General features: G+C 53.1%; 24 protein-coding genes and 1 riboswitch. Of the genes, 7 read left to right on the top strand and 17 right to left on the bottom strand.

What is annotated here, in order from left to right; translation table 11 throughout:
- Nucleotides 1-11: 11 nt before the first annotated feature.
- The 4 genes from K7B04_RS09495 to K7B04_RS09480 all read right to left on the bottom strand — a co-directional run bounded on the left by K7B04_RS09495 (nucleotide 12) and on the right by K7B04_RS09480 (nucleotide 4292).
- The gene (locus tag K7B04_RS09495) at nucleotides 12-842 is read right to left on the bottom strand and encodes an ABC transporter permease (RefSeq protein WP_223803891.1); all 831 of its coding nucleotides are present in this window, start codon (nucleotides 840-842) and stop codon (nucleotides 12-14) included.
- A gap of 9 nt (nucleotides 843-851) precedes the next feature.
- The gene (locus tag K7B04_RS09490) at nucleotides 852-2198 is read right to left on the bottom strand and encodes an LLM class flavin-dependent oxidoreductase (RefSeq protein ID WP_163446082.1); all 1347 of its coding nucleotides are present in this window, start codon (nucleotides 2196-2198) and stop codon (nucleotides 852-854) included.
- Between the two features lie 143 nt (nucleotides 2199-2341).
- On the bottom strand, nucleotides 2342-3661 hold the full coding sequence (locus K7B04_RS09485) for a voltage-gated chloride channel family protein (RefSeq protein ID WP_223803890.1): 1320 nt from the start codon (nucleotides 3659-3661) through the stop codon (nucleotides 2342-2344).
- 70 nt (nucleotides 3662-3731) lie between these two features.
- Nucleotides 3732-3793: riboswitch (Fluoride riboswitch) on the bottom strand.
- Between the two features lie 28 nt (nucleotides 3794-3821).
- Entirely contained in the window at nucleotides 3822-4292 is a 471-nt protein-coding gene (locus K7B04_RS09480) for an Lrp/AsnC family transcriptional regulator (RefSeq protein WP_065358244.1), read from the bottom strand.
- A 138-nt stretch (nucleotides 4293-4430) separates the two neighbouring features.
- Between K7B04_RS09480 and K7B04_RS09475 the strand changes: the two genes are divergently transcribed.
- Nucleotides 4431-5042 carry a LysE family translocator gene (locus K7B04_RS09475; RefSeq protein WP_223803889.1) on the top strand — a complete coding sequence of 204 codons (612 nt, stop codon included), beginning with the start codon at nucleotides 4431-4433 and terminating at the stop codon, nucleotides 5040-5042.
- Nucleotides 5043-5082: 40 nt separating this feature from the next.
- Here K7B04_RS09475 and K7B04_RS09470 read toward each other — a convergent pair whose 3' ends face one another.
- From K7B04_RS09470 to K7B04_RS09455, 4 genes are all read right to left on the bottom strand, one after another.
- Nucleotides 5083-5355: a GNAT family N-acetyltransferase gene (locus K7B04_RS09470; RefSeq protein WP_163446079.1), complete on the bottom strand. Its 273-nt coding sequence runs from the start codon at nucleotides 5353-5355 to the stop codon at nucleotides 5083-5085.
- Nucleotides 5356-5366: 11 nt separating this feature from the next.
- A complete protein-coding gene (gene yjdI / locus K7B04_RS09465) occupies nucleotides 5367-5600 on the bottom strand; it encodes a 4Fe-4S mono-cluster protein YjdI (protein ID WP_064542861.1) in 234 nt (77 codons plus the stop codon).
- Between the two features lie 67 nt (nucleotides 5601-5667).
- Complete coding sequence (locus K7B04_RS09460; protein WP_167575080.1) at nucleotides 5668-6201, bottom strand: hypothetical protein; 534 nt, start codon at nucleotides 6199-6201, stop codon at nucleotides 5668-5670.
- A 176-nt stretch (nucleotides 6202-6377) separates the two neighbouring features.
- Nucleotides 6378-7073, bottom strand: a complete 696-nt coding sequence (locus K7B04_RS09455) for a porin (protein WP_064542854.1) — start codon at nucleotides 7071-7073, stop codon at nucleotides 6378-6380.
- 607 nt (nucleotides 7074-7680) lie between these two features.
- Between K7B04_RS09455 and K7B04_RS09450 the strand changes: the two genes are divergently transcribed.
- Entirely contained in the window at nucleotides 7681-8538 is an 858-nt protein-coding gene (locus tag K7B04_RS09450; RefSeq protein WP_167575079.1) for an AraC family transcriptional regulator, read from the top strand.
- Nucleotides 8539-8569: 31 nt separating this feature from the next.
- Nucleotides 8570-8932 carry a cupin domain-containing protein gene (locus K7B04_RS09445; protein ID WP_163446076.1) on the top strand — a complete coding sequence of 121 codons (363 nt, stop codon included), beginning with the start codon at nucleotides 8570-8572 and terminating at the stop codon, nucleotides 8930-8932.
- A 21-nt stretch (nucleotides 8933-8953) separates the two neighbouring features.
- On the opposite strand, the gene K7B04_RS09440 is transcribed toward K7B04_RS09445, so the two are convergent.
- Nucleotides 8954-9334, bottom strand: a complete 381-nt coding sequence (locus K7B04_RS09440; RefSeq protein WP_167575078.1) for an NUDIX hydrolase — start codon at nucleotides 9332-9334, stop codon at nucleotides 8954-8956.
- A 102-nt stretch (nucleotides 9335-9436) separates the two neighbouring features.
- Between K7B04_RS09440 and K7B04_RS09435 the strand changes: the two genes are divergently transcribed.
- Complete coding sequence (locus tag K7B04_RS09435; RefSeq protein WP_167577244.1) at nucleotides 9437-10189, top strand: DeoR/GlpR family DNA-binding transcription regulator; 753 nt, start codon at nucleotides 9437-9439, stop codon at nucleotides 10187-10189.
- 11 nt (nucleotides 10190-10200) lie between these two features.
- Entirely contained in the window at nucleotides 10201-10845 is a 645-nt protein-coding gene (locus K7B04_RS09430; RefSeq protein ID WP_223803888.1) for a LysE family translocator, read from the top strand.
- A gap of 77 nt (nucleotides 10846-10922) precedes the next feature.
- On the opposite strand, the gene K7B04_RS09425 is transcribed toward K7B04_RS09430, so the two are convergent.
- The 3 genes from K7B04_RS09425 to K7B04_RS09415 all read right to left on the bottom strand — a co-directional run bounded on the left by K7B04_RS09425 (nucleotide 10923) and on the right by K7B04_RS09415 (nucleotide 15885).
- Nucleotides 10923-12311 (bottom strand): carbohydrate porin, encoded by a 1389-nt coding sequence (locus K7B04_RS09425; RefSeq protein WP_163446073.1) that lies wholly within the window; start codon nucleotides 12309-12311, stop codon nucleotides 10923-10925.
- Nucleotides 12312-12709: 398 nt separating this feature from the next.
- Entirely contained in the window at nucleotides 12710-14383 is a 1674-nt protein-coding gene (locus tag K7B04_RS09420; protein ID WP_223803887.1) for a glycoside hydrolase family 43 protein, read from the bottom strand.
- Between the two features lie 62 nt (nucleotides 14384-14445).
- Complete coding sequence (locus tag K7B04_RS09415; RefSeq protein ID WP_223804141.1) at nucleotides 14446-15885, bottom strand: MFS transporter; 1440 nt, start codon at nucleotides 15883-15885, stop codon at nucleotides 14446-14448.
- Nucleotides 15886-16327: 442 nt separating this feature from the next.
- On the opposite strand from K7B04_RS09415, the gene xylA reads away from it, so the two are divergent.
- Nucleotides 16328-17647, top strand: a complete 1320-nt coding sequence (xylA, locus tag K7B04_RS09410) for a xylose isomerase (protein ID WP_163446071.1) — start codon at nucleotides 16328-16330, stop codon at nucleotides 17645-17647.
- 62 nt (nucleotides 17648-17709) lie between these two features.
- On the opposite strand, the gene K7B04_RS09405 is transcribed toward xylA, so the two are convergent.
- Genes K7B04_RS09405 through K7B04_RS09385 form a run of 5 tightly spaced genes read right to left on the bottom strand, consistent with a single transcriptional unit; the run spans nucleotide 17710 to nucleotide 22022 of the window.
- Nucleotides 17710-18486 (bottom strand): ABC transporter ATP-binding protein, encoded by a 777-nt coding sequence (locus K7B04_RS09405; RefSeq protein WP_163446070.1) that lies wholly within the window; start codon nucleotides 18484-18486, stop codon nucleotides 17710-17712.
- Nucleotides 18486-19256 carry an ABC transporter permease gene (locus tag K7B04_RS09400; RefSeq protein ID WP_163446069.1) on the bottom strand — a complete coding sequence of 257 codons (771 nt, stop codon included), beginning with the start codon at nucleotides 19254-19256 and terminating at the stop codon, nucleotides 18486-18488. Before K7B04_RS09400 ends, K7B04_RS09405 begins: the two co-directional genes overlap by 1 nt.
- Entirely contained in the window at nucleotides 19253-20260 is a 1008-nt protein-coding gene (locus tag K7B04_RS09395) for a glycine betaine ABC transporter substrate-binding protein (protein ID WP_163446068.1), read from the bottom strand. Before K7B04_RS09395 ends, K7B04_RS09400 begins: the two co-directional genes overlap by 4 nt.
- A gap of 54 nt (nucleotides 20261-20314) precedes the next feature.
- On the bottom strand, nucleotides 20315-21025 hold the full coding sequence (locus K7B04_RS09390) for an amino acid racemase (protein WP_167575074.1): 711 nt from the start codon (nucleotides 21023-21025) through the stop codon (nucleotides 20315-20317).
- Nucleotides 21018-22022, bottom strand: a complete 1005-nt coding sequence (locus tag K7B04_RS09385) for a D-cysteine desulfhydrase (RefSeq protein WP_223803886.1) — start codon at nucleotides 22020-22022, stop codon at nucleotides 21018-21020. The genes K7B04_RS09390 and K7B04_RS09385 overlap by 8 nt, the downstream gene beginning before the upstream one ends.
- A 449-nt stretch (nucleotides 22023-22471) precedes the next feature.
- Here K7B04_RS09385 and K7B04_RS09380 point away from each other — a divergent pair, with 449 nt between their 5' ends.
- Entirely contained in the window at nucleotides 22472-23179 is a 708-nt protein-coding gene (locus K7B04_RS09380; protein WP_223803885.1) for a PadR family transcriptional regulator, read from the top strand.
- Nucleotides 23180-23434: the final 255 nt, after the last annotated feature.

Below are 23434 nucleotides of genomic sequence, written 5' to 3'. Positions count from 1 at the left end.
AACGTGCAAAATTAATGGTTACGTGAGTTCCAGCGACACAGACGACGCTGCAACAGGACCAGAATGGCGTTCGCTAATAGCCCGGCAAACGCCAGCAGGAATATCGCCGCGAACATCATCGGTATTTGGAAGTTATATTGCGCATTCATCACCCGGAAACCGATCCCCTGATTCGCGCCAATCATTTCTGCGGCAATCAGCAGCAGCAGCGCGGTCGTCGCGGAAAGACGCAGCCCAACAAAGATGGACGGCACCGAGGCAGGAACAATCACCCGGTAAAACAGCGTCAGTCGTCCGGCGCCGAAGGTCCGCGCCATCTCCAGCAGCTTGCCATCCACCTCTTTCACACCGCTAATGGTCGACAGCAGAATCGGGAACAGCGCCGCCCAAAAGATAACGAACACTTTTGACGTTTCGCCCAGGCCCAGCAGCAGGATAAAGATGGGATACAGCGCCAGCGCCGAGGTCTGGCGGAAGAGCTGTAAGATAGGATCCAGCGCCTGCTCCAGCGGGCGTATTTGTCCCATAAACAGCCCCAGCGGAATCCCCACCACGATAGCGGCGGCAAAAGCTAACCCGGCGCGCTGTAAACTGATGGTGATGTCACCCAGCAGTGCGCCCTGAGAAATACCGTTCCACAGCGCGGCAAAGATTTTATCCAGCGGCGGGATCACCGCTGCGTTAAGCCAGCCTGCGGTGCTGGCGATTTGCCAGCCGGCAAAAAACAGCACCAGCAGGCCGTAGCGAGCAATCAGCGACAGGCTGCGCTGATACCATTGCCGATAGGCGGGCGCGGTTGTCTGGCGAGCCTTCAGGCGAATTCGGGTGGTGGAATAGAACATAGATCCTCCTCAAGCCACTTTGGCATTGCGCGCGGCGCTGTAGCGGTTATCGGCAAACGGCAGCCCCAGGTTTTCGCGCAGCGTTTTGCCTTCATACTGGGTACGGAACAGGCCGCGTTTTTGCAGAATAGGCACCACCAGCTCGATAAAGTCATCCAGCCCGCCCGGCAGCCACGGCGGCAGCACGTTGAAACCGTCTGCGGCCTCGTTCTCAAACCACGCCTGCAGCGTGTCGGCCACCTGCTCCGCGCTTCCCACCACGGTAAAGTGCCCGCGCGCGGTCGCAACCCACTGGTAGAGTTGGCGAATGGTGAAGTTGTTTTCATCGGCGATCTGGCGGATCAGTTCCGGACGCGATTTCATCCCTTCGGTTACCGGCAGCGGCGGCAGCGGGCCATCAGGATCGAATTTACCCAGGTCGATCCCCCCACCGGCCAGGCCGTTCAGCAGCGCAATGCCGTCGGCTTCGACGATAAGCGAAGTCAGCTTGTGGTATTTCTCTTTGGCCTCTTCTTCGGTACGGCCAATAAACGGCGCGACACCGGGCATGATCAGCACGTGATCCGGGTTGCGGCCTGCTGCTCTGGCGCGAGATTTAATATCGCGATAGAAGGCCTGCGCCGTCTCCAGATGCTGGTGTGAGGTGAAAATGACTTCGGCGGTGGCAGCTGCCAGCGCACGTCCGCTTTCAGATTGCCCGGCCTGCACGATCACCGGCTGGCCCTGAGGAGAACGCGGCACATTCAGTGGCCCGCGAACTTTAAAGAATTTGCCGACGTGATTCGTGTCGTGCACTTTATTGCGATCAAAGAACTGGCCGGAGGCTTTATCACGAAGGAACGCGTCATCCTCGAAGCTGTCCCACAGCTTTTTGACCACTTCAACGTGCTCTTTCGCCCGCTGATAGCGATATTCGTGCGGATGCTGAGTGTCGAGGTTGAAGTTATGCGCCGCAGCTTCCGTCGCCGTAGTCACAACGTTCCAGCCAGCACGGCCGCCGGAGATTAAATCCAGCGAGGCAAACTTGCGCGCCAGGTTGTACGGCTCTTCATAAGTGGTCGAGGCAGTCGCGATAAAGCCGATATTGTTGGTCAGCGGGGCCAGCGCGGAAAACAGCGTCACCGGTTCAAAACCGGCCACCTTGGCGGTGCCGCCATCGGTCACGCCAGAAGCAGGAATCGCCAGGCCATCGGCCAGGAAGTAAGCATCAAACAGCCCGCGTTCGGCGGTTTGCGCCAGCTGTTTGTGGAATTCAAAACTGGTTGCGCCGTCGGCAGGCTGATCCGGATGACGCCATGCCGCAATATGCTGGCCGCCGCCGGGAAGAAAAGCACCTAATTTGATTTGTCTGCTCATTCTGGTTTTCTCCTGATTCGATGCCGGATAGTTGGGCTGGAACCAAGATAGCCAGAATGCGCAGCCATTCTGAAATAACAAATATTGAGTTCGTTATTTACATTTTCGCAATAAGAATTCCACTCCGTTACAACAATACGTTATTAGCTATCCGCTTTCGCTTCATCCACTGGAGGCTGCGGGCGCGAATTTTTACGCTGCCAGGCCGGAAGTTCCGCCAGTGTGATCCCGACGGGCACCACCCGATGCTTCAGACAAGCAACCCGCTGAGAACGATAGATTCCGCTATAGCCGGAGACCAGCCAGGCGACCACGCAGGCCATCGCGGCATACACGCCAATCTCCGCGCCAAACAGCTCAATCGCCATCAACGTCGAGGCGATCGGCGTGTTGGCGGCCCCGGCAAAGACAGCAACAAAGCCCAGGCCGGCCAGGAAAGCGAACGGAAGATGTAGCAGCGGCGCCAACGCGTTACCCAGCGTGGCCCCGACATAGAATAAAGGCGTCACCTCACCGCCTTTAAAACCGCTGCCCAGCGACATGACGGTAAAAGCCAGCTTGCCGAGAAAGTCCCACGGTGCCAGAGGATGCTGAAAAGCATCAACAATCACCGGAATACCAAGACCAATATAACGATCCCCCAGCAACAGATAGACCGCCAATGCCACAATCACCCCGCCGATAAACGGACGTAGCGGCGCATACGCCACGTATTTTTTCATCACACCGCCAATCAGGTGCGTGGCATCAGCAAAGACGCGCGCCGCCAGGCCGAAACAGCAGCCAGCAGCCATCACCGCCCCCAGCGTCCACAAGGAGAGTGGCGGAATCAACGACATTGCGTAGTGGGTATGGTGTACACCCCACATCAGCCCCACCTGGTCAGCCACCACCGCCGCCAGCAGGCAGGGGAAAATGGCGGTGTAGTGCATGCGGCCAATCGCCATCACCTCAAGACCGAAAATAGCGCCGGCAAGCGGCGTGCCGAATACCGAGGAGAAGCCAGCGCTGACCCCCGCCATCAACACCATTCGGCGCGCGTCGTTATTGAGCTTGAGCAACGAGGTAAACTGGTCAGCGATAGAAGCGCCCATTTGCACCGCAGTGCCTTCACGCCCAACCGACGCGCCAAACAGATGCGAAACGACGGTACCGATATACACCAACGGCGCCATCCGCAGAGGAATGGTGTTCGCCGGGCGATGTACCTCTTCAAGGATCAGGTTATTCCCGCCCTCTACCGAGCGGCCAAAGCGCAGGTAGAGCCAGCCGACGGCAAAACCGGCAAACGGCAGTAGCCAGATCAGCCAATGCTGCGTGATGCGCGTCGCGGTTGCCCAATCGAGTGAAAAGAGGAAGAGCGCGGAGGCGGAACCGGCCAACACCGCAATCACTGTCGCCAGCAGCAGCCACTGCAAAAGAAAGAAAAGCGTATTTTTACGCGCGAAGTGTTCAGAAATCATGGACGCATCCTTAGATGAATTGATCATCCTGGACGCGGTAGAGGTGTGCCTGTTCATTCCCGGTCCAGGAATAAAAACAGGCATCATCAGCCACACGGCGGTTCAAGGGGGAATGCCATCCCCTGTCGCCCTACTTTAACACACGAAACGTTTCAGCCAACTATTTCTCTTTCAGCGTCTCCAGCGGGAAAGCGCGATCCTGCACGACGGTTTTCATCACCAGCGTCGAGCGCAGGTGCTGTACGCCCGGCATGGCCGAGAGCTTTTGGTCGTAGAGCTTCTGGAACGACGAGAGATCGCGCGTGACCACCTGCATTAAATAGTCGGGGTCGCCAAACAGCCGCTGGGCCAGTACGATCTGCGGGATCTCTTCCACCGCCTCCTCAAAAGCGCTAACCGCTTTGCGGTCACCCTCTTTAAGCGTCGCAAACACCAGCGCCACAAAATTGAAGCCCATCTTGCCTGGATCAAGGTTGGCGCGATAACCGGTAATCACCCCCTCCTGCTCCAGCGCCCGCAGGCGTCGATGGCACGGCGAGAGGCTCAGGTTTACCCGTTCAGCCAGCTCGGTGATAGATAAACGGCCATCCGCCTGTAGTTCAGCAAGAATTTTTCGATCAATGCTATCCATTTAGAAGATTCTCTCTCTGCGCGCGAAATTCCAGCATAACATTGAAAGCTCATTGCGCGGAAATAACGATATTCTTTCTCGATATCGGGTCAGGGTTTTCGGGGATAACGCAATGAAAAATAATGGAGAATGTGGGTCATGGAGATGAGCTTAGTGGCCGGTTTCTGGCTGGTGTCGTTTTTGCTGATCATGACGCCAGGGGCCGATTGGGCCTACACCATCAGCGCCGGAATCCACGGTCGGCGCATTGTTCCGGCGGTAGCCGGGCTGATGTCCGGGCATCTGCTGGCGACCATCGTGGTGGTCGCGGGCGTTGGCGTACTGATTGCCGGGCATCCGCTGGCGCTGTCGGCTATCACGCTACTGGGCGCGTTCTATTTATTGTGGTTAGGCATTTCCCTGCTGCGCCACCCGGCAACGGTCTCCAGCGCCAGCCTGCAGAGCGGCGGCTGGAATCGGTGGGTGCTGAAAGGGCTGTGCATCAGCGGCCTGAATCCCAAGGTTTTTCTGTTGTTTCTGGCGCTGCTGCCGCAATTTACCGATCCACACGGTCAGTGGCCGCTGGCACTGCAAATGTCGGCGCTGGGGCTGATGCATCTGCTGACCTGTACGCTCATCTATCTGCTGGTAGGTTACGGTTCACGTGCGCTACTCACCAGCCGTCCACAGGCCGCGCGGGTCGTCAGCCGGATATCCGGAGGATTGATGGTGGCAATCGCGGCGATGCTGATCATTGAACAGCTCCGCTAAAAGCGAGGAAATCGCGCCAGCCTGCGCTGGCGCAAAAAGGTCAGGCGCGAATATCGTCGTATTCGCGAGTCTTATCAAACTCATGCTTGGCAAACGGGCACAGAGGGATCACTTTTCGTTGTTCCTGGCGCATCTTTTCCACCACCTTCGCCACCAGCTGTTTCCCGACCCCCTGCCCTTTCAGGCTGGGGTCGACATCGGTGTGCTCAATAATGCTCAAATGCTCGCCGGTCGGCACAAAGACGATTTCCGCCACCTGGTTGCCGTTTGCATCATTCACATAAAACTTGTTATGCCCTTCCAGAATCTCCATCGCACCCTCGCTTAGTCATGATGACGGTATTTCAGCGCCCCGCTCGGGCAGGTATCGATCACCCGCACCACCGTGGCAACGTCCACTTCATCCGGGATAATCCACGGTTTCCGCTTCAGGTTAAACAGCTTGCTGCTGCCTCTGACGCAATTGCCGGAGTGCTGGCAGATGTCGGTGTTGAAATAGACATCAATCTTTTCCCCGGTATAGACGCGATAGCCCGCATCCTGTAGTTCCTTATCCATGACATTGCCTCTATTTTTTATATGGGTTCGAGGCTAAGCATAGACCTGGGGCGATGGAGACCGCCACTCATTTCACCGTGACCTCGTTACGGATTCGGTTCTGGAACTCGGTAGATTGGGCAGCGAACTTCTGCATTTTGTCGGACAGGTCGCGCAACACGCGAGTGCCGTCGTTTGAACGTCCGTACAGATAATCAAAATAGACCGTGCAATCGGCCAGCTTGCAAAGCTTGGCGTAATCATCCTGCAGATGCGGGAAGTAAATGAAGATCAGCGCCTTTATTTTCGAATGAAGCTGCGTGTTATCACCATTAATGCTGGGCTGCGTACTACGATATTCGGCATCCTGCTTTTTCTTTAATTTGGCAATAAAAAAACTGATGCTGGCCAGCCGCTGGGTGTGCCACTCAATTTCCATCGCCAGCAACTCCTCATATTTTTGTAGTATCTTTTGCTGTTTTTCCTCTTCTCTTTTTAACTCGAATTCAGTATGCATCTTTTTTTCTATTTTCATTTCTGTGCGCATGATGAGAAACCATCCGCCCCCCAGAATCAGGAAACAGACGATGAGAAGTAATACTACGACGATAGCGCTGTCCATACACGAACCTCTTCGATGATGTGAATACGAAAGACGTGGGGTAATAGCGACACAACTGCGCTTTAACATTAATTAAATTATTCAGGCGGAGTACAAATAAGGTGTGGCAAGGTTTGCAGGGAAAAGTAGAGAACCCCGGCCAGCTTCGCCGGGGGTTTCACTAAAGCAGGAGGCAATTAGAAGGAGTAAGCGACACCCACACGGAAACGGGTCTGGCGGTCATCACGATCGTTGACGCCTACGTTACCCACTTCGCCATACGGAGCCCAGTTTTTGTCGATTTTATATGCCACTTTCACGTTATATTCCTGAGAATATGGCTTGTTGTTGTTACGTGCATTGCCTTCTGAGCTACGTGCATAGACGTAGTTCAGCTCGGTACGCCAGTCACCGAACACGTAACCAGCCCATGCATCACCACGGTTAACTTTGTCATCGTCTTTATTGGCATTTGACGGATAACGGGTGTAGTCATAACGATAACGCGCGGCTACGTAGAAGCCGTTGTCGAAGCTATATTGAACGCGCAGGTTCGGCTTATAAATAGAACGGCTGTCGTTACTTTCAATATTAAAGCCAGGCTGAATGGAGAAGTTTTTATTAAATTTGTATTGGTAGCTAATAGATTCTTCATGACCGTTACCGACGAAGTCAGAGAACGGTTGATCGGTGTTGTTACCACCTGATTTCCATTTTGCTTCAACGGAGAAACCAAAGCCATTTGCAAAACGGTGAGAGACAGAAACGCGGTCAGCGTTCGTTTTATCAGTTTTACCGCCGTCAATAAATTCATGACGGAGATCGACAGTAACTGCGGATGCTGCGAAAGAGGCGCCACATAATGCCATCAGGACCAGAGATTTTTTAAACATGCAATAACCCTCAATTGGAATTGTGTTTCATTTTTATGGAATTGCATTTTATTTTTTTACGAAAGATATTTTAGTGATCGAGATCGTAAAGATTTATTTCATAAGCCTACGAAATGAAAGGACGTGACAGGGGTCAAGAAAACACCGCTTGACGAATGGGAAATACAGCTATGGATCACTCAAAAGAATAATTTACACTTAGCTGACATAACTTTATAAAACAAAATTATTTGTTAAATATCAATGCGATAAGAAAACATAATTACGCTTGTTACTTATTTTAAGGCAATAATTTACACCATCAACAATATAAAGACTAAGAATTAACCTAGTCAAAAATCGTATTTGATACATTTTCTTCACAATATTGGCGTGACTAACGGAACTTTTTTCGAGCGAATTTGCGCACAAAAATCCGCCTCCAGGAAATTCATTTTCACCGATCATTTGTATACATTCCGGACCAATGGGACTGTGTGACATGCAACAACGGGAGCACCATCATCAATGCTACGTTAGCCGCTGGACGGTGATATTCTGTCGATAAACAAGAGAGGCAGGTAAAACGAGAGCACTTCCGTCAGCCAGCCCAACTGCGGACTCCTGCATGAAAAACAACATCGCAACCCAGGACTGGCTTCGCCGGGCCACCGCGCCATCGCGCATTGAGATTATTGAAGCTTACTTCAGGGGGCATGGCTATCAGCCGCATCGACACGATACCTATGCCATTGGCCGCACGCTGTCTGGCGTGCAGAGCTTCCGTTATCGCGGCAGCATGCGACACGGCCTTCCCGGCTCAACCCTCGTGCTGCATCCTGATGAGCTTCACGACGGCGAAGCGGGAACCGAAGAGGGTTTCCGCTATCGCATGCTCTATGTTGAGCCGTCGCTGATACAGTCCATCCTGGGCGGCCAGTCATTACCCTATATCAAAGGGGGGATATCCGCCGATCCGCGACTGCTGGCCGCCGCCACGCCTTTACTCTGCGCCGTTGATGCTCCGCTACAGCCGTTGGAAGAAGATGAAGCGCTCTACGGTCTTGCGCACGCGCTGTCAGCGGTGGGGGGGCTGCGCTTTCATCGTCGCGCCTTCGATTATCCGGCCGCCGAACGGGCCAGAGACTATATCCACGAATTCTTTTACCGCAGCATCTCTTCTGAAGAACTCACCGCCGCCAGCGGTCGCGAGCGTTGGGCGCTGAGCCGTGACTTCCGCGCCCTGTACGGTACCAGCCCTCATCGCTACGTTATCCTGCGGCGCATCAGCTACTGCAAGCAGTTGCTCCTGGCCGGATTCAGCATGGCGGATAGCGCGATCCAGGCCGGTTTTACCGATCAAAGTCATATGATTCGCCACTTCAATGCGTGTATCGGGCTGTCTCCGGGGCGCTGGCTAAAGCTCCACGGCCTCTCGTCCCCTACCTGCACAAACGTACAATACGCGCCACCTGCCGCTTTATAAGCTGGGTTCTCTTGTTACAGGAGACTCACTCATGCAGAAGCCCGTTAATTTTGTGTCAAAACTTGCTCAGTTCAGCGAGCACTGGCAACCCAAAGTGGTCGCTGAAATGAACGACTATCAATTCAAGGTAGTAAAAATCCAGGGCGATTTTATCTGGCATGCGCACCCGGAAACCGACGAAACGATCGTCGTCCTCGCGGGCACGCTGGAAATAGCGTTCCGCGATCGTATTGTTGAAGTTCAGGCAGGCGAAATGTTCGTTGTTCCACGGGGTATTGAGCACAAAACGGCAGCCGTACACGAAGCGCATCTGCTGCTTATTGAGCCGCGCGGCGTACTCAATACCGGCCATGAGGGCGGCGCGCGCACCGCCGTCAACGACGTCTGGATCTAATCTTTTCGCCGTCAGGCGGAGTTACGCCTCCGCCTGCTTCGTCTTCACGGGGACCTCATCCAGTGAGTAATACACTGCCAGCCCAAGCTCATTCGCGACCCTGACATCATTATCCGCACCGTTAGACGCGCCTTCAATGCGCAGCACCGCATCACAACGCGTCAACAGTCGATGAGCCACAGGGTAAAGAAACGCTTCGCTGATGGCATCGCCAATTTTCTGCGACCCCGCCGCCGCCGAGAGCGGAAATGCCAGCCACTCGCCAATCACCGGGATATGCCCCCGCTGATACACCGCCAGCGCCGTCTGCTCCATGCGGGCCAGGTTTTCATGCATCAACCGTTCATCGCCGTTGGTGCCACTTCGCACTGGACCTGCAATCAATATGATCATACTTTGCATCTTATGCTCCACATAGGTTGTTGTTTTGGGTAACAGGTGACAGCGCACAACCTATCATGCATAATCGTGCACATTCAAGATCAAACACGCATAGAGAAAATGATGCTAGCCAGCCAGCGAAAACAGCACATCCTTGAGATTCTGGCTCGGGATAAACAGGTGCACTCTACCGAGTTAAGCCAGCACTTCAACGTCTCGGAAGACTCAATTCGCCGGGATTTACGCGAACTTGCGGCGGCGGGATTGCTCCAGCGCGTCCACGGCGGCGCGCTGCCGGTTTCAGCCGCTATCGCCCCGTTCGAAGCAAGAAAAAGCGTGCAAATTGACGCAAAGAAAACGATCGCGCAAAAAGCAGCGGCATTAATCTGCCCGGGCCAGGTGGTGATCGTTGACGGGGGGACAACCACCTCAGAGATGATCAAGCTGCTGCCAGTCGATATGCCGTTCACCGTGGTGACCCACAGCCCAAACATCGCCGTCGGTCTGGTCGACTATCCGTTAATTGATGTCATCCTGCTCGGCGGCACGCTGTTCAAGCACTCGGTGGTCACGACCGGGACGGCGATGACCGAAGCCGCCAGCCGAATCAACGCCGATCTGTACTTTATGGGCGTCACTGGAGTGCATCACAGCGCCGGGTTTACGACCGGAAATTTTGAAGAGGCAGGAGTAAAACGTCTGCTGAGCGAACGAGCCTCGGAAACCGTGGTCATGGCCTCTCATGAGAAAATTAACGCCGCCTCCGCTTTCGCCATCGGCGAGCTCAGCCTCGCCAGCACGCTGATCGTCGACGGTATACTGGATCAACCGCTCACCGATGCGCTTGCGCGCAGCGGCGTTACCCTTATCCACTAACCGAGGTCATCATGCTGGATATCACCCATTTTGGGCTGTTCATTCTCTCCGTGTTCCTGCTCTCCATCACGCCGGGGCCCGATATGGCCTATGTCGTCGGCCAGAGCGTGGCAAACGGTCGCCGCGCTGGGCTGATTTCCGCCGCAGGCGTTGCGCTCGGTAGCTGCACCCATGCGGTTGCCAGCGCCGTGGGTTTAACGGCGTTGATTATCGCCTCGCCGCTGCTGTTCACCGTGGTGAAGTACGTCGGCGCGGTATACCTGATGTATCTGGGTGGGAAAATGGTGCTGGGCACGTTTAGCCGGAAATCGGCACAGGGCGATGAACCGGTGGTGGAGCGAAACAGGGCCAATACCGGCGGCCTGCTGTCAAAAGGGTTTATTACCACCCTCACCAATCCGAAGGTGATTTTGTTCTTTATCTCCTTCTTCCCGCAGTTCGTGATGCCGAACGGCGAGCATCATGCCGTTTCGTTTCTGATCCTCGGTATGGCCTATGCGCTGGTTGGTTTTATGACCGACGCCACGTTTGCCATTCTGGCCGGTAGCGCCGCCGGCGCGGTCTCGCGTAACCAGACGCTGCAAAAGGTGTTGGATCGCGTGGTCGGCACGGCGTTTATTGGCCTGGGAATTCGGCTGGCGCTGACGCGACGCTAGTCGTGCCCGCGGCAACCCAATAAACAGAGCAGCCGGTTTCCCGGCTGCTCCAGGCAAAGCGATTTTTTCACGCTCGCTTAGAACCACGCCTCAAACATGCCGCCGAAGTTCAGTGAATCCAGCTGCTGGTCGTCGGTACCGTTCACCTTCGCCGTGCGCTTGTTGTCGACCTGACCGCCGGTCACGTAGAAGCGCAGCATCGGACGGAATTCCGGACCCATACCAATCGCGATGTTCTGCGACAGCGTCAGCTTCCAGCCGTGGTTATCTCCGCCCTGGTCGTAATCCACACGCTGGTAGCCCGCTTCCAGCCACGTCGAGTGCACGTCGTTCCAGAAGTACATCGGACGCACAATCGCGCCGTAGTTTTTACGGTTGTCGGTTTTGTCTTTGCTGTTGTCGTAGTCGTGGAACGCCAGCAGGTATTCCACCTGCGCCTGCTGGGTGAACTTGTAGTTACCCTCGAAGCTGGCGTAGATAGCCGTCAGACCGTCGGTTTTGTTGAACACGCTGTTATCCGAGTTATCGGAGTAGCGCAGGATAACCTTGTTCACGCCGCTGTCATCGCTGTTGGTGTGGCTTAACAGCAGGCCGCCCTGCCAGGCATCAAGCTGCTTGTCGTTATCCACCGCTTTGGAGTCGAAGCCGTAGTTGGCGTACACCTCAACATCGATTGGGCCCGCTTTGATGTTGTGGGTTTTGGTGGTCAGCGCGTAGTGGCCGTCATCACCGGTGTCGGAGTTACCGGTACAGGTGATGCGCGACGGGTTCGACTCATCGGCCATCACTTCCGGGCTACAGGATTTCACCTGAGCCACCGTGGCCACGTCGAACTGCACGCCGCCAATATCAAAGTTTTTCACCCCGGCGCCCTGGCCGTCGTGGTTCATCCAGAAGTAGTCGTTGATACCCTGTTGCGGACGCTGGTGGAAGTCACGACCGGCCCAGATATAGGCGTTCGGGTTGGATTCCAGCACGTTGGTCACGCCGACGTAGGCCTTTTTCAGGTTCACTTCGTCGCTCCAGTGGTCGAACATTACGTTGATATCCCATATCGCGCCTTTTTCGCTCTTAAAGGCCTTGGTGAGCTGGAATTCGCCGCCGTTGCCTTCGTTACCCAGACGACCGATCGCCGAGGCGCCGTTATAAGAGCCATCCACGCCGACGTATTTCTGATCGCCCGCCTGGAAATGCGCGCCGTAGCGGGCGTAGCCGCTGAACTTCAGGCCGAACGGTACCGCCATATCCGGCGTCGCTGCTGCGGTCTGTGGGTTGGTCTCCAGATCCACTTTCTTCGCGGCGGCGGCGTCCATTTTGGCCTGACGATCCGCCAGTGCTTTATCGACGGCTTTGGCCACAATGGCGTCGATTTGTTCCTGAGTAAATTCTTGTGCCATTACAGAGGAAAGAGGGCAAAGTGCGGCAATAACCGCCATAGCTAAAGGAAGTTTTTTTACAGTTTTCATGGTTATCTCAAATTAATTAATTATATTCTCAGACAATAACCATCCCGTTCTGGTGTAAATATAAAAAGACGCCACCAAAACAAGCTGATTTTATATTTTTGTTTATGCAGAGGTAAGTTTAAATAAATGACGTAATGAATCCTCCATATTCTGGATAATTAAAATTTAGTCATAGACAAACAATCTATTATGACACTACGCGTATTAACCAAATGACTGATGTCATTTCGATATTTCGACCATAAGGGAAAATACAACTTGCGGTATTTCATCGTCACGCCTGGCAATGTGCTGGCGCTATCTATCGCATCCTGATGCGAGGCGGTCGCTGTATCAGCTACCGCCTCTTACACAAGACTATCAGTGAACAATTTACATTCACTAATCTGCCGTTAAGCTCAGCGTCGTTCGCTAGCCTCCCAGCTATAAATCCCCGCGGAGGTTAACGTGTCACCCAGTTCCTGATAGGAGAAATCATAAAAATCGGCACTGACTTCATAACCAGAATAGTCGACGGCTGCCAGGCCAACGAAGGCTCCGGTAAAGAACCCGCCATAGCTTTGCAGGACGTAATCGTCTGACAGTATTGCAGCATCTAATGTGACAGGAATTTCAGTGAAATGAGTACCGTCAAAGCTATATTCATAGCTATAGGTTTGTTTCCGAACTTTCGTGCGGAACCAGACATACTCAGTACCTTCCGGAATTTTGATCGCATCATCTTTTAAATAAGATGTATATTTTCCACGGTTATTCTCACCAACTTCAATGACCGAACCATTAATTTCATTCCAGGTGATGAAAACAAAACTCCAATGACGATCGTTGTAGTAGTTTGTTAACCCGGCCATCTGTTGATAGCTAAATGGATTAAATTTAACCTTAACTTGCGCATCAAAATAGAAGGCTTGCCAGCGTCGGGCAATGAGCGACAGGTCATGGGTATTGGCTAACGAGCCCTGACCTATTAATGTCAATTTACCCTCGCCGGTCGTGCCCATCTTTTCGTTAAACGGAACGCGAAGCGTATTCCAGTTGTGATCGAGCGTCGATGAGGTAAAGGCATCATACTGGCTATGATCTTTGGCGCTTTCGGTGTAAATGGCATCCTTTGGCCCTTCAACGAAGGTTTTTCCACCGTGCCCCCCTTCGACACGCGGCCAGCCTTCTTCATCCCAGTACACTTTTTGAATCGATGTCTCTCTGCCCAGCGTTGACCAGCCGCGCGGGTCGTAAATCGACTCACCAGGGCGATTCCACGGACGGGCGCAGAGCGAGGCGTAGTACCATTCACCACCAGGCGTTGAAACCAAAGCGCCATGCCCTTGCTTTTGAATGTAACTGTCTGGTGTATCGACGTTAGTGATGAACACCTCGCCAGGCGCAGTTTCAAAACTGTGGGCATCCAGCGTTTTTGAACGGGCAACCACTTCCTGATGGGTAAACACCGTCCCACCCTGAGCGGCGAAAAGATAGTAATAGCCGTCTCGCTTATAGAGATGCGGTCCTTCAACCAGTGCCACAGCGGTACCGCGATAGAGCGTTCGCGCGGTTTCTGGTTTTAATTTTAAGGTCCTGGTGTCAAGCTCCGTTAACGTAATGCCATTGAATGGATGGTGATATTCACGGTGATCCCAGGTTTGTTGAACAATATATTTGCGCCCATCATCATCATGGAACAGTGAAGCATCAAAACCAACGCCATTCAGTTTAATGGGGTCTGACCATGGGCCACGAATATCTGTCGCGGTGGTCAGGTAGTTGGTCATGTCTTTAAAGGCGCCTTCTGTGATTTTCACATCCGTATACACTAGCCAGAATTTGCCGTCAGCATAAGAGAGCGCCGGAGCCCAAATCCCACCGGATGAAGGGTTGCCCTTCATATCCAAAAGCGTGGTTGTCGATAACGGACTGGGGAGCAGATTCCAGTTTTGCAGATCCTTTGACTCGTGTAAGCGAACGCCAGGGAACCACTCAAATGTAGAGTTGGCAATATAGTAGGTTTCACCAACGCGGATAATGCTGGGATCCGCATTGAATCCAGGTAATACAGGGTTTTGAATAATGGCCATATCATTCTACCTTTCTATAATTATTTATTTTAAATCTTTCACAAATCGAATAATTTTTTAGACTATACCCGTATCTCATCAAGCTGACGGTTGATCTCGGTGACATTTTTGTCTGAGATAGGGTAAAGCTGAATAATGATCATCGACACAATCGCCAAAATAATAGGGATCCACACGGCTGTCATAATAATGCCATCGATAGCACTGGCACTTTGTTGGGCACCGGTTTCGCTAAAGCCATATGCCGCCAGTATCCACAATGGAATCGCGCCGCCAATCGTAAAACCAATCTTGAAGAACAGGCCCATAATCGCATTAATAATTGCGGCGTTGCGCTTCCCTGATTTTAATTCGCCATACGCAATCACTTCAGGAACCAGTGCCCACATGAAACCCGTGGCCGAAGTTAAGCCCCATTGTTTGATAAATGTCGCGATGTAAGCCAGCCAAAGCGCATCATGCATTCCTTCACGTGACCAAACGTAGGTCAATAATTCACCGACGATAAACATGCCAAGGAAAAGATGGAAGAACCCTTTTTTACCAAAAATGCGCTTCAGTCTGGACCAGAAAATAGGGAAGATAATACCGGGAATTGAGGCGACAAGACCAATTGCGCCCATCCATTCTGAATGACCAACAACAAACTGATTAAAGAAACCATTGACCGTGTTCATAAAGAACATAAAGGTAAAGGCCAGCATGAAGAACAGACCGAGAATGACCAGAGGTCGGTTATTTTTCAGCTCAAGGAAGAGATCGGTTGTTTTCACGTTAGCGGTTTGTTCCGCCGTCGCGACAACACGCTCTTTAGTGAATTTGTAGCAGACGAAAAGTGCCACTGCGCCAATTATCATATAAATGGAGTATACGCCAAACCATGCATAATTCGCGGATGGATCGGTATAGTTACCCATATTAAGTTCAAGACCAAAAAAACCCGTGTCTTTGAGGTTTCTGTCTTTGGGTGACGCCATTTGTACAAACATCGGAAACAGCGTATAGACAAGCAGGTTAGCGCTGTTTGCCAGCATCATGCGGGTACTGGTGAGTTTATCAATAGACTCCGGATCTCGCGTCAACGAGGCGTTAAGAGAACCATAAGGAATATTAACCACTGAATACACCAGGTCCAGCGCTAAATAAATAATAAACGCAAAGGGAACAGAACCCCGAACCCCAGGGATAGGGGCGAACAGCAATGCGGAAAGAATAACAAGCGGAATACCGGCTCTTAAAAGCCATGGGCGATATTTACCCGCTGCTGAACTTCTTTTATCAACGTAGGTTCCGACCATCGGATCCCAAAAAACGTTAACGATACGAACAAAAAGAAATATAAATCCAGCCGTTGCCGTACTAATGGTATTTACCGTCAACATGTGTAGCGCGAGAAAACCGCCAATCGTACCGAATACAAGGTTCTGCGCAAAGTCACCCATCCCATAACCAATACGCTCACCCCGTGTTAATTTGTGATATTCGTCATGCCGATTTTGAATTATATTTTTACGCATTCCAATCAGGTCTCCGATTTCATTTGTGAATGTGAAACACTTTTTGGCACAGGTCACCGCCGACAATCTATTGCGTTTTTATATTAACTGGTTACGTTTTTTTACTTTTGTGATCATTAAAACACATATTTCTTACGTACACGTAGCAACAATATGGCCTTTTCAACCCCCGCAATGCCTGCGCAAGGCGCATAGAGCCTACAAAGTCATCGTTTTCTTCCAACGTTTGTCAGCGGAAGCTCTCCCCAAAATAGGCTTTCATATACACATCATCGCCATGAATATATAACAATACTTTTGTGATATTTATCACGTTTGGGCAATCTCCTAATCTGCGAATGAAATTCCGTAATTGATCAAGGCGCGATGGAAAATACAGGATAGCCACAGTGATTGACTTTTCGCTTTCTGAATTACGGAGTTCATTATGCAAAATTATTTCGATCAGCTCGATCGTGTACGTTTTGAAGGACCTAAAACAACCAATCCACTCGCTTTTCGTCATTACAATCCGGATGAAATCGTGCTGGGTAAACGAATGGAAGAACATCTGCGCTTTGCCGCCTGTTATTGGCATAACTTCTGCTGGAATGGCGCGGATATGTTTGGCAAGGGCTCTTTTGAACAACCCTGGCAGCAGGCTGGCGATGCGCTCGCGCTGGCAAAAATGAAAGCCGACGTTGCTTTTGAATTCTTCCACAAACTCAATGTGCCGTATTACTGCTTCCATGATGTCGACGTCTCGCCAGAAGGCGCATCGTTGAAGGAATATCTGAATAACTTTGCCGTAATGACCGATGTACTGGCGCAAAAACAGCAAGAAACCGGAATGAAATTACTGTGGGGAACCGCCAACTGCTTTACCCACCCCCGTTACGGCGCCGGTGCGGCAACCAACCCGGATCCTGAAGTGTTCTCCTGGGCAGCAACCCAGGTCGTTACCGCCATGAACGCAACCCAGAAACTGGGCGGTGAAAACTATGTTCTGTGGGGCGGCCGCGAAGGTTATGAATCGCTTCTGAATACGGATTTGCGCCAGGAGCGCGAGCAAATTGGCCGTTTCCTGCAGATGGTCGTTGAACACAAACATAAAATCGGTTTCCGTGGCGCGCTGCTGATCGAACCGAAACCGCAGGAGCCGACTAAGCATCAATACGACTATGATGTCGCCACGGTATATGGATTCCTGAAGCAGTTTGGTCTGGAAAAAGAGATTAAAGTCAACATCGAAGCCAACCACGCGACCCTTGCAGGGCATACCTTCCAGCATGAAATTGCCAGTGCGATTGCCCTGGATATCTTCGGTTCCGTGGATGCCAACCGCGGCGATGCGCAGCTCGGCTGGGATACCGACCAGTTCCCGAACAGCGTTGAAGAGAACACGCTGGTGATGTATGAGATCCTCAAAGCTGGCGGGTTTACGACTGGCGGTCTGAACTTTGATGCCAAAGTGCGTCGTCAAAGCACCGATAAATACGATATGTTCTATGGCCACATTGGCGCAATGGATGTGATGGCGCTGTCGCTGAAGAAAGCCGCTCGTATGCTTGAAGATGGCGCGCTCAATAAGCGCCTTGAAAAACGCTATGCAGGCTGGAATGGCGAACTGGGCCAACAAATTATGCAAGGACGACTGTCGCTAGCGCAGCTTGCCCACTATGCCGAGCAGCATAATCTTAACCCTCAGCATCAAAGTGGGCATCAGGAACAGCTCGAAAACCTCGTTAACGCTTACCTCTTTGACTAAATCTTGTTTTAAATGCCCCTGCGGGGGCATTTGCTCAAAAGGAGTTGATTCATTCCCGACGTTTAGCCCAAGTGCCGCTTTGCCTCGAGCCGTACCCGATGCAGAACATGGTGTTTGATCTCGCTGTAGGCAGGGTGTTCGGCTAACGTTTCAATATCCCGCTCCCGCCCAAAGGGCAGAACGATCTCATCGACGATCTTTCCTGGTTTTGCCGACATGATCAGAATGCGATCGGCAAGAAACAACGCCTCTTCCACATCGTGGGTGACGAAAAGCAGCGTGGTGCCGGTGGATAACCAGGCCTCACGCAGCAACTCTTGCATCATCAGCCGGGTTTGCGCGTCCAGCGCGCCAAACGGCTCATCAAGCAGCAGCACTTCCGGGCCGGGAAGCCAGGCGCGTGCCAGCGCCACGCGCTGTTTCATACCACCGGAAAGCTGCCAGGGCGCGTGATTCTCGAACCCTTTCAGCCCCACGCGTTCCAGCCACGCCTTCGCCTGAGCGTTGGTTTCATCCTTGCGATGTTTTCCCAGCCGCGGGCCAAAGGTGACGTTGTCCAGCACCGACAGCCAGGGAAACAGATTGGGCTGCTGGAAAATCATCCCGCGATCCGGCCCTGGCTGCCGCACCGTTTTGCCCCCTGCCGCCACCCGTCCGCTATCCGGTTTATTGAACCCGGCGACCAGGTTCAGAATGGTCGATTTTCCGCAGCCGGACGGCCCGAGTAGCACAACAAACTCGCCGCGCGTCAGGGTCAGACTGATATCTTCCAGCACCGTAAACGGCTGTGGTTTCGCCGCAAAAGCGAGCGACACATTTTCGAGAGTGATTGCACTCATTATTCTTTCCCCGCCCAGGGCACCGTCAGACGTTGTAGCCCCAGCAGTAAGAGATCCAGCAAATAACCGATGCCACCCAGCAGCAAAATACCGAGCATGACGATATCGGTGCGCAGATAAGAGCTGGCGTTAATAACCATCCAGCCCAGCCCCGAACTGGCCGCGACCATTTCCGCCGCAATCAACGACGTCCAGCCAATACCAATCGAAAGCCTGACGGTGGTGAAAAGATCCGGTAGCGCATCCGGCAGCACCACGCGCAGAAAAATCTGCCAGCGAGAGGCGCCGAGAGTCTGCGCCACACGAATACGCGAGCGGCCAATGCGCTCAACGGCCGCCGACGCGCCCACCACGACGCTCAAAAACGTGGCAATAAAAATCAGGAAAAATTTGGATGCTTCGCCAATGCCCAACCAGACCACCGCCAGCGGGATAAGCGCGATTTTGGGCAGCGGACGCAGAAACTGAACAAAAGGGTTAAGCACTGCCGATAAACCCTCCGACAAACCCATCAGGAGACCCAGCGGTATCCCGATAATAATGGCCACCGAAAACGCGCTGAGGGCGCGCGCCAGGCTCACCGCGATATGCTCCCACAGCGGCACCTGACGGTAGCCGTCTGCCAGCAGCTCTTCGGTGGTCAGCCCGATGTCGGTGAGCGACGGCAGCAGCAAGGGATCAACCCACTGTCGCGTCGCCGCCACCTGCCAGACGATAAAGAAAACCGCCACCGACAGCACGCTGATGGCGATATGCTGACTCAATCTCATTGTGCCGCCACCGCCGCATCACGAATGTAGCGAGACTGGATCGCGTTATCCCAGTTGGCGGGAATATCACGCTGGCGAATCTCGCCGATGCCCGCGAGAAAACTGGAGGTTTTACTCAACGCTTTGCCAATGCCGCTGTCGGAGGTGTGTGTACCGTTACCCAGCCAGTCGGCGGTGCCCTGCTGGGCAAGCGTCGGGTATTCCAGCCCGCCGAGCGTATTTGCTGCGGTAGTGACAGGCGCGCCAACCTCTTTAGCCACAATCGCCGCGGCGCGTTCCGGATCTTTCCTGAACTCATCGACTTTCTGCTGGTGCACGCGCAGGAAGGCGGTGACCGCTTCTGGATATTGTTCCGCAAAGGCTTTGCGTACGACGTAGTTGTTGTAGATCAGATAGCCGTCTTTCTGCAGATCTTTGGTCGCAAAGACCTGATGCCCGCCCGATGCCTCCAGCTCCTGGGCAAATGGCGCCCAGACGTAGCCAGCATCAATATCGCCACGTTTCCAGGCCGCCACCATCTCAGCCGGACGCAGCGGCAGCAGCGTAATTTTGCTGCGATCCAGCTTGTTCACGCTAATTGCGGCTTCAAGGGCGTACTGTGCCGTTGAGTTTGGCGGATAAGCCACACGCTTACCTTCGATATCATTGATTTTCACAATGCCATCTTTGCCAATCAGTCGCTCGTAGCTGGCAATCACGCCCGACACGCCAATAATCTCGACCGGTAATTTACGCACGATACCCGCCGTGGCAGGACTGGACCCGAAATTAGCAATATCAATGGCATTGCTGGCAAAATAATTCAACGCATCGGCGCCCGATGCAAATTGCACCCATTTAACTTTGCTGTTTAGCGCTTTATCCAGAGAGCCGTCGGCTTTTGCCAACATTAATACCTGCGAACCGCCGCTATAAGCGACACGGACCTCAGCCGGCGTCTCGGCAAAACTCATATTTGCCCATAAACCACCCGCTGCGATTAATAAGCAGAGACTTTTTTTCATTTTATTTTTCCTTTGATGAAACCGATTATTTCGCCCGAAACTGCGCCGGACGGTTTATCTCTTTATTTGCCATAACTGCGAACATCGCTCGGCAAGCGCTTGTGCCGGGTCGAAGGTAAGATGACGGAACGGGGCATTGACCGCCTCAAACGCAACGGGTACTTCAGTACAGGCCAGCACCAGTTTTTGTGCCCCGCGCGCAAACAGCGCGTTTGCCTGCAGTGACAGCCACTCCCCCCCTTCCTTTAGCGCACCGCGTTTAACCGCGTAGCAGCCAGGCACAAACCACTGCGTCAGTTCCTCTTCCGTTGGCACAACCACTTCGATGTCCTGCTGCGCCAGGCGGTTCTGATACCAGCCCGCTTCCAGCGTGCCTTTGGTGGCAATCACCCCTACCCGCCGTGGCTTTGGCGCTGACAGTGACAGCGCATCCAACGTGGCATCAACGATATGCAGAATCGGCGCCTCACTCGCTTCACTGAGCGCATCGTACCAGTGGTGCGCGGTGTTGCAGGGAATGGCGATATGGCTTGCGCCCGCCTGATTCAGCTTTTCAATACCGTAGAGTAACTGTGGCAGAGGCGACGGTCCGGTGCCCGCCAGCGCTTTCTGGCGATCGACAATTTGCGGTACGTTCCAGACCACCGATGGGATCTGCTGCTGATCGCTTTGCGCAGGAGTGGCATCCAGCAAGCGGCGCTGAAAATCCAGCGTCGCCAGCGGCCCCATGCCGCCCAGCACGCCAAGCAAAAAAGGCTTAGCCATGCTCTAACACCTGGCGATAACCAAACAAACCTGCCGCGCCGCCGGTGTGGATAAACACGACGTTTTCATCTGAGCGGAAATGGCCTTTACGAATAAGGTCGATTAGCCCGGCCATGCCTTTTGCGGAGTAGACCGGGTCAAGCAAGATGCCTTCATGACGGGCAAGCAGCGTTAACGCTTCGAGGGTCCCTTCCGTCGGCAAACCGTACCCGTCGCCGACATAGTCGCTATTCGCGACCACCGCATGCCGCGACAGTTCTCCCGGCACACCAAGCAGCTCCCGCGTCCGTGAGGCCAGATTCCAGACATTCTCTTCCTGCTGCGCTTTTGGCGCTCGCACGCTAATACCCAGTACCGGAATATGACTATTGGTGGCCGTAAAACCCGCCACCAGCCCGGCCTGCGTACCGGTACTGCCCGTGGCGTGAACCACATGATCGATATGCAGACGGCGTTCAGATGACTGATACAACAGTTCTTCCGCGCAGGCCACATAGCCCAGCGCACCAATCGGATTCGAGCCGCCGCCGGGAATGATATACGGCGTGTGCCCCTGCTCGCGCAGCGTCACGGCGTATTCTTCCATCGCCTGCTGCATATTTGTGCCAGCCGGCAGATGAGCGACGATGTCGCCACCCAGCAGAGTATCCAGCAGCACGTTACCTGAACGCTGATAATCCTCGCCAAAATCAGTCACGCGTTTTTCCAGCAGTGCCTTTGCTTTTAGCCCCAGACGCGCAGCACCTGCAATGGTCTGGCGCACATGGTTCGACTGTGTCGCCCCTTGGGTAATGACCACATCGGCTTTTTTCTCCAGCGCATCCGCCAGCAGGAATTCCAGTTTACGGGTTTTATTTCCCCCCATTGCCAGACCGGTGGCGTCGTCACGTTTAATCCATATTTTAGGTCCGCCTAATAATTGACTTAAATTATTTAGCGGCTCCAGTGGCGTGGGGAAATGACCAAGTGAAATTCGGGGGAACCGGGCCAGATGCATAAATGCTCCTTGCTAATAAAAATCGCTTTATAAAAGTGAAATTCACTATACACATCTGCAAGATGGGACCAATCAACAATAATAAATAACGATTACTGAAAAACGGATAAGCTGAGAAATAGCGAACAGCTTGCGCAGAGATATTCTTCTGTGGAATAGCTTACGCTGAAAAAGAATATTGTTTGCGGGATGAGCGCGCGACACAAGGGAAAAAACCATCCCGATTGTTAATGGCGAATACGATATCCGGCCCCGGATATCGTTTTGCCTGCCTGCAGATCCATCCCGTTAAGCTGAAATGTTGGCTACAGCCAGTCATCCTGCCACTCCGGACAATTTTTTACCACTGCGCTTGATCTTTTGTATCGTAAGATATAGCCTTTAACTATCTTAAGATACAGTCTTACGATACATATAGAGATTCACGTACGCTATAAAAGGAGTACCCTATGTTTTTTGATCGATTCCATCGCCACGCCTGTGGTCACCATGAACACGGCCTCCATGGCCATCATCATCACCACGATCCTCGTATGGCGATGTTCAACCCGTTCGATGACGAAGATGAGACATGCTTCCATATGGCTGGACGCCATCACGGCGGGCCCTTCGGCGCTGGACGCGGCGGCCGGGGTGACTTCTTTGGCAACGGTGGACGCCCGCCGTTCTTACGCGGGCGTAAGTTCAGCGCCGATGAACTGCAATTATTGCTGTTGGCCCTCCTGGAGGAGAATGCCAGCTATGGTTATGAGCTGATCAAACGGCTCGACGAAAAAAGCGCCGGGTTCTACAAACCGAGCCCGGGGGTCGTTTACCCGGCACTGACCTGGCTTGAGGATGTCGGCTATGTCACCGTCACTCAGGAAGGTACCCGCAAGCGCTATGCGCTGGCGGCAGAAGGCACGGCATGGCTGGCGGAAAACAGAGCTATGGCTGACGCTATAATGGCGCGGCTGGACCACTTCGCTCAGCAGATGAACACCATGACTGAGGCGATGCGCGAAGCCCCTACCGATTTTGATCCTGCGTTACGCGACGCCGTGGCTGAGCTGCGCCACCAGATTCACGCCCGCCATCAGAGCGACCCGGAGGTACAGCGCCAGATGGTGACTGTGCTACAAACCGCCATTGACGCACTCAAAAAACTCCCTCTTTAACCACTGACCGCTTCAGTGCCTGCGGTGCATTACCCTGCACCCAGGCGCTGGGGAAACGCGTCGTCATAGAGATAGCCTCACGTTGCTGATGAAGGCATGAGGAATATGGTGGTGTATTCAACAAGAAGACATCCCATACTATTCTTTCCGACAATAACGCTACCGTTCAGGCCGGCAAACAATATGGATATTGTGGCGGGCACCAACACAGACACCTACTGGCCTATAAAGAAACCCAAAAAAGTGGTCTGATGG

This window comes from Kluyvera sp. CRP (genome assembly GCF_019930565.1).
Classification (GTDB): domain Bacteria; phylum Pseudomonadota; class Gammaproteobacteria; order Enterobacterales; family Enterobacteriaceae; genus Kluyvera; species Kluyvera georgiana_A.
The sequence above is the reverse complement of the archived record's forward strand: the minus strand, read 5'-3'. Positions and strand labels throughout refer to the sequence as shown.

Coding starts and splice junctions, on each gene's coding strand:
- yjdI (WP_064542861.1), bottom strand. CDS start 5,600: ATGGATAAGGAACTACAGGATGCGGGCTATCGCGTCTATACCGGGGAA.
- K7B04_RS09470 (WP_163446079.1), bottom strand. CDS start 5,355: ATGGAGATTCTGGAAGGGCATAACAAGTTTTATGTGAATGATGCAAAC.
- K7B04_RS09445 (WP_163446076.1), top strand. CDS start 8,570: ATGCAGAAGCCCGTTAATTTTGTGTCAAAACTTGCTCAGTTCAGCGAG.
- K7B04_RS09485 (WP_223803890.1), bottom strand. CDS start 3,661: ATGATTTCTGAACACTTCGCGCGTAAAAATACGCTTTTCTTTCTTTTG.
- K7B04_RS09390 (WP_167575074.1), bottom strand. CDS start 21,025: ATGGCTAAGCCTTTTTTGCTTGGCGTGCTGGGCGGCATGGGGCCGCTG.
- K7B04_RS09435 (WP_167577244.1), top strand. CDS start 9,437: ATGCTAGCCAGCCAGCGAAAACAGCACATCCTTGAGATTCTGGCTCGG.
- K7B04_RS09455 (WP_064542854.1), bottom strand. CDS start 7,073: ATGTTTAAAAAATCTCTGGTCCTGATGGCATTATGTGGCGCCTCTTTC.
- K7B04_RS09380 (WP_223803885.1), top strand. CDS start 22,472: ATGTTTTTTGATCGATTCCATCGCCACGCCTGTGGTCACCATGAACAC.
- K7B04_RS09425 (WP_163446073.1), bottom strand. CDS start 12,311: ATGAAAACTGTAAAAAAACTTCCTTTAGCTATGGCGGTTATTGCCGCA.
- K7B04_RS09480 (WP_065358244.1), bottom strand. CDS start 4,292: ATGGATAGCATTGATCGAAAAATTCTTGCTGAACTACAGGCGGATGGC.
- K7B04_RS09440 (WP_167575078.1), bottom strand. CDS start 9,334: ATGCAAAGTATGATCATATTGATTGCAGGTCCAGTGCGAAGTGGCACC.
- K7B04_RS09400 (WP_163446069.1), bottom strand. CDS start 19,256: ATGAGATTGAGTCAGCATATCGCCATCAGCGTGCTGTCGGTGGCGGTT.
- K7B04_RS09475 (WP_223803889.1), top strand. CDS start 4,431: ATGGAGATGAGCTTAGTGGCCGGTTTCTGGCTGGTGTCGTTTTTGCTG.
- K7B04_RS09385 (WP_223803886.1), bottom strand. CDS start 22,022: ATGCATCTGGCCCGGTTCCCCCGAATTTCACTTGGTCATTTCCCCACG.
- K7B04_RS09450 (WP_167575079.1), top strand. CDS start 7,681: ATGAAAAACAACATCGCAACCCAGGACTGGCTTCGCCGGGCCACCGCG.
- K7B04_RS09405 (WP_163446070.1), bottom strand. CDS start 18,486: ATGAGTGCAATCACTCTCGAAAATGTGTCGCTCGCTTTTGCGGCGAAA.
- xylA (WP_163446071.1), top strand. CDS start 16,328: ATGCAAAATTATTTCGATCAGCTCGATCGTGTACGTTTTGAAGGACCT.
- K7B04_RS09495 (WP_223803891.1), bottom strand. CDS start 842: ATGTTCTATTCCACCACCCGAATTCGCCTGAAGGCTCGCCAGACAACC.
- K7B04_RS09430 (WP_223803888.1), top strand. CDS start 10,201: ATGCTGGATATCACCCATTTTGGGCTGTTCATTCTCTCCGTGTTCCTG.
- K7B04_RS09460 (WP_167575080.1), bottom strand. CDS start 6,201: ATGGACAGCGCTATCGTCGTAGTATTACTTCTCATCGTCTGTTTCCTG.
- K7B04_RS09490 (WP_163446082.1), bottom strand. CDS start 2,198: ATGAGCAGACAAATCAAATTAGGTGCTTTTCTTCCCGGCGGCGGCCAG.
- K7B04_RS09420 (WP_223803887.1), bottom strand. CDS start 14,383: ATGGCCATTATTCAAAACCCTGTATTACCTGGATTCAATGCGGATCCC.
- K7B04_RS09395 (WP_163446068.1), bottom strand. CDS start 20,260: ATGAAAAAAAGTCTCTGCTTATTAATCGCAGCGGGTGGTTTATGGGCA.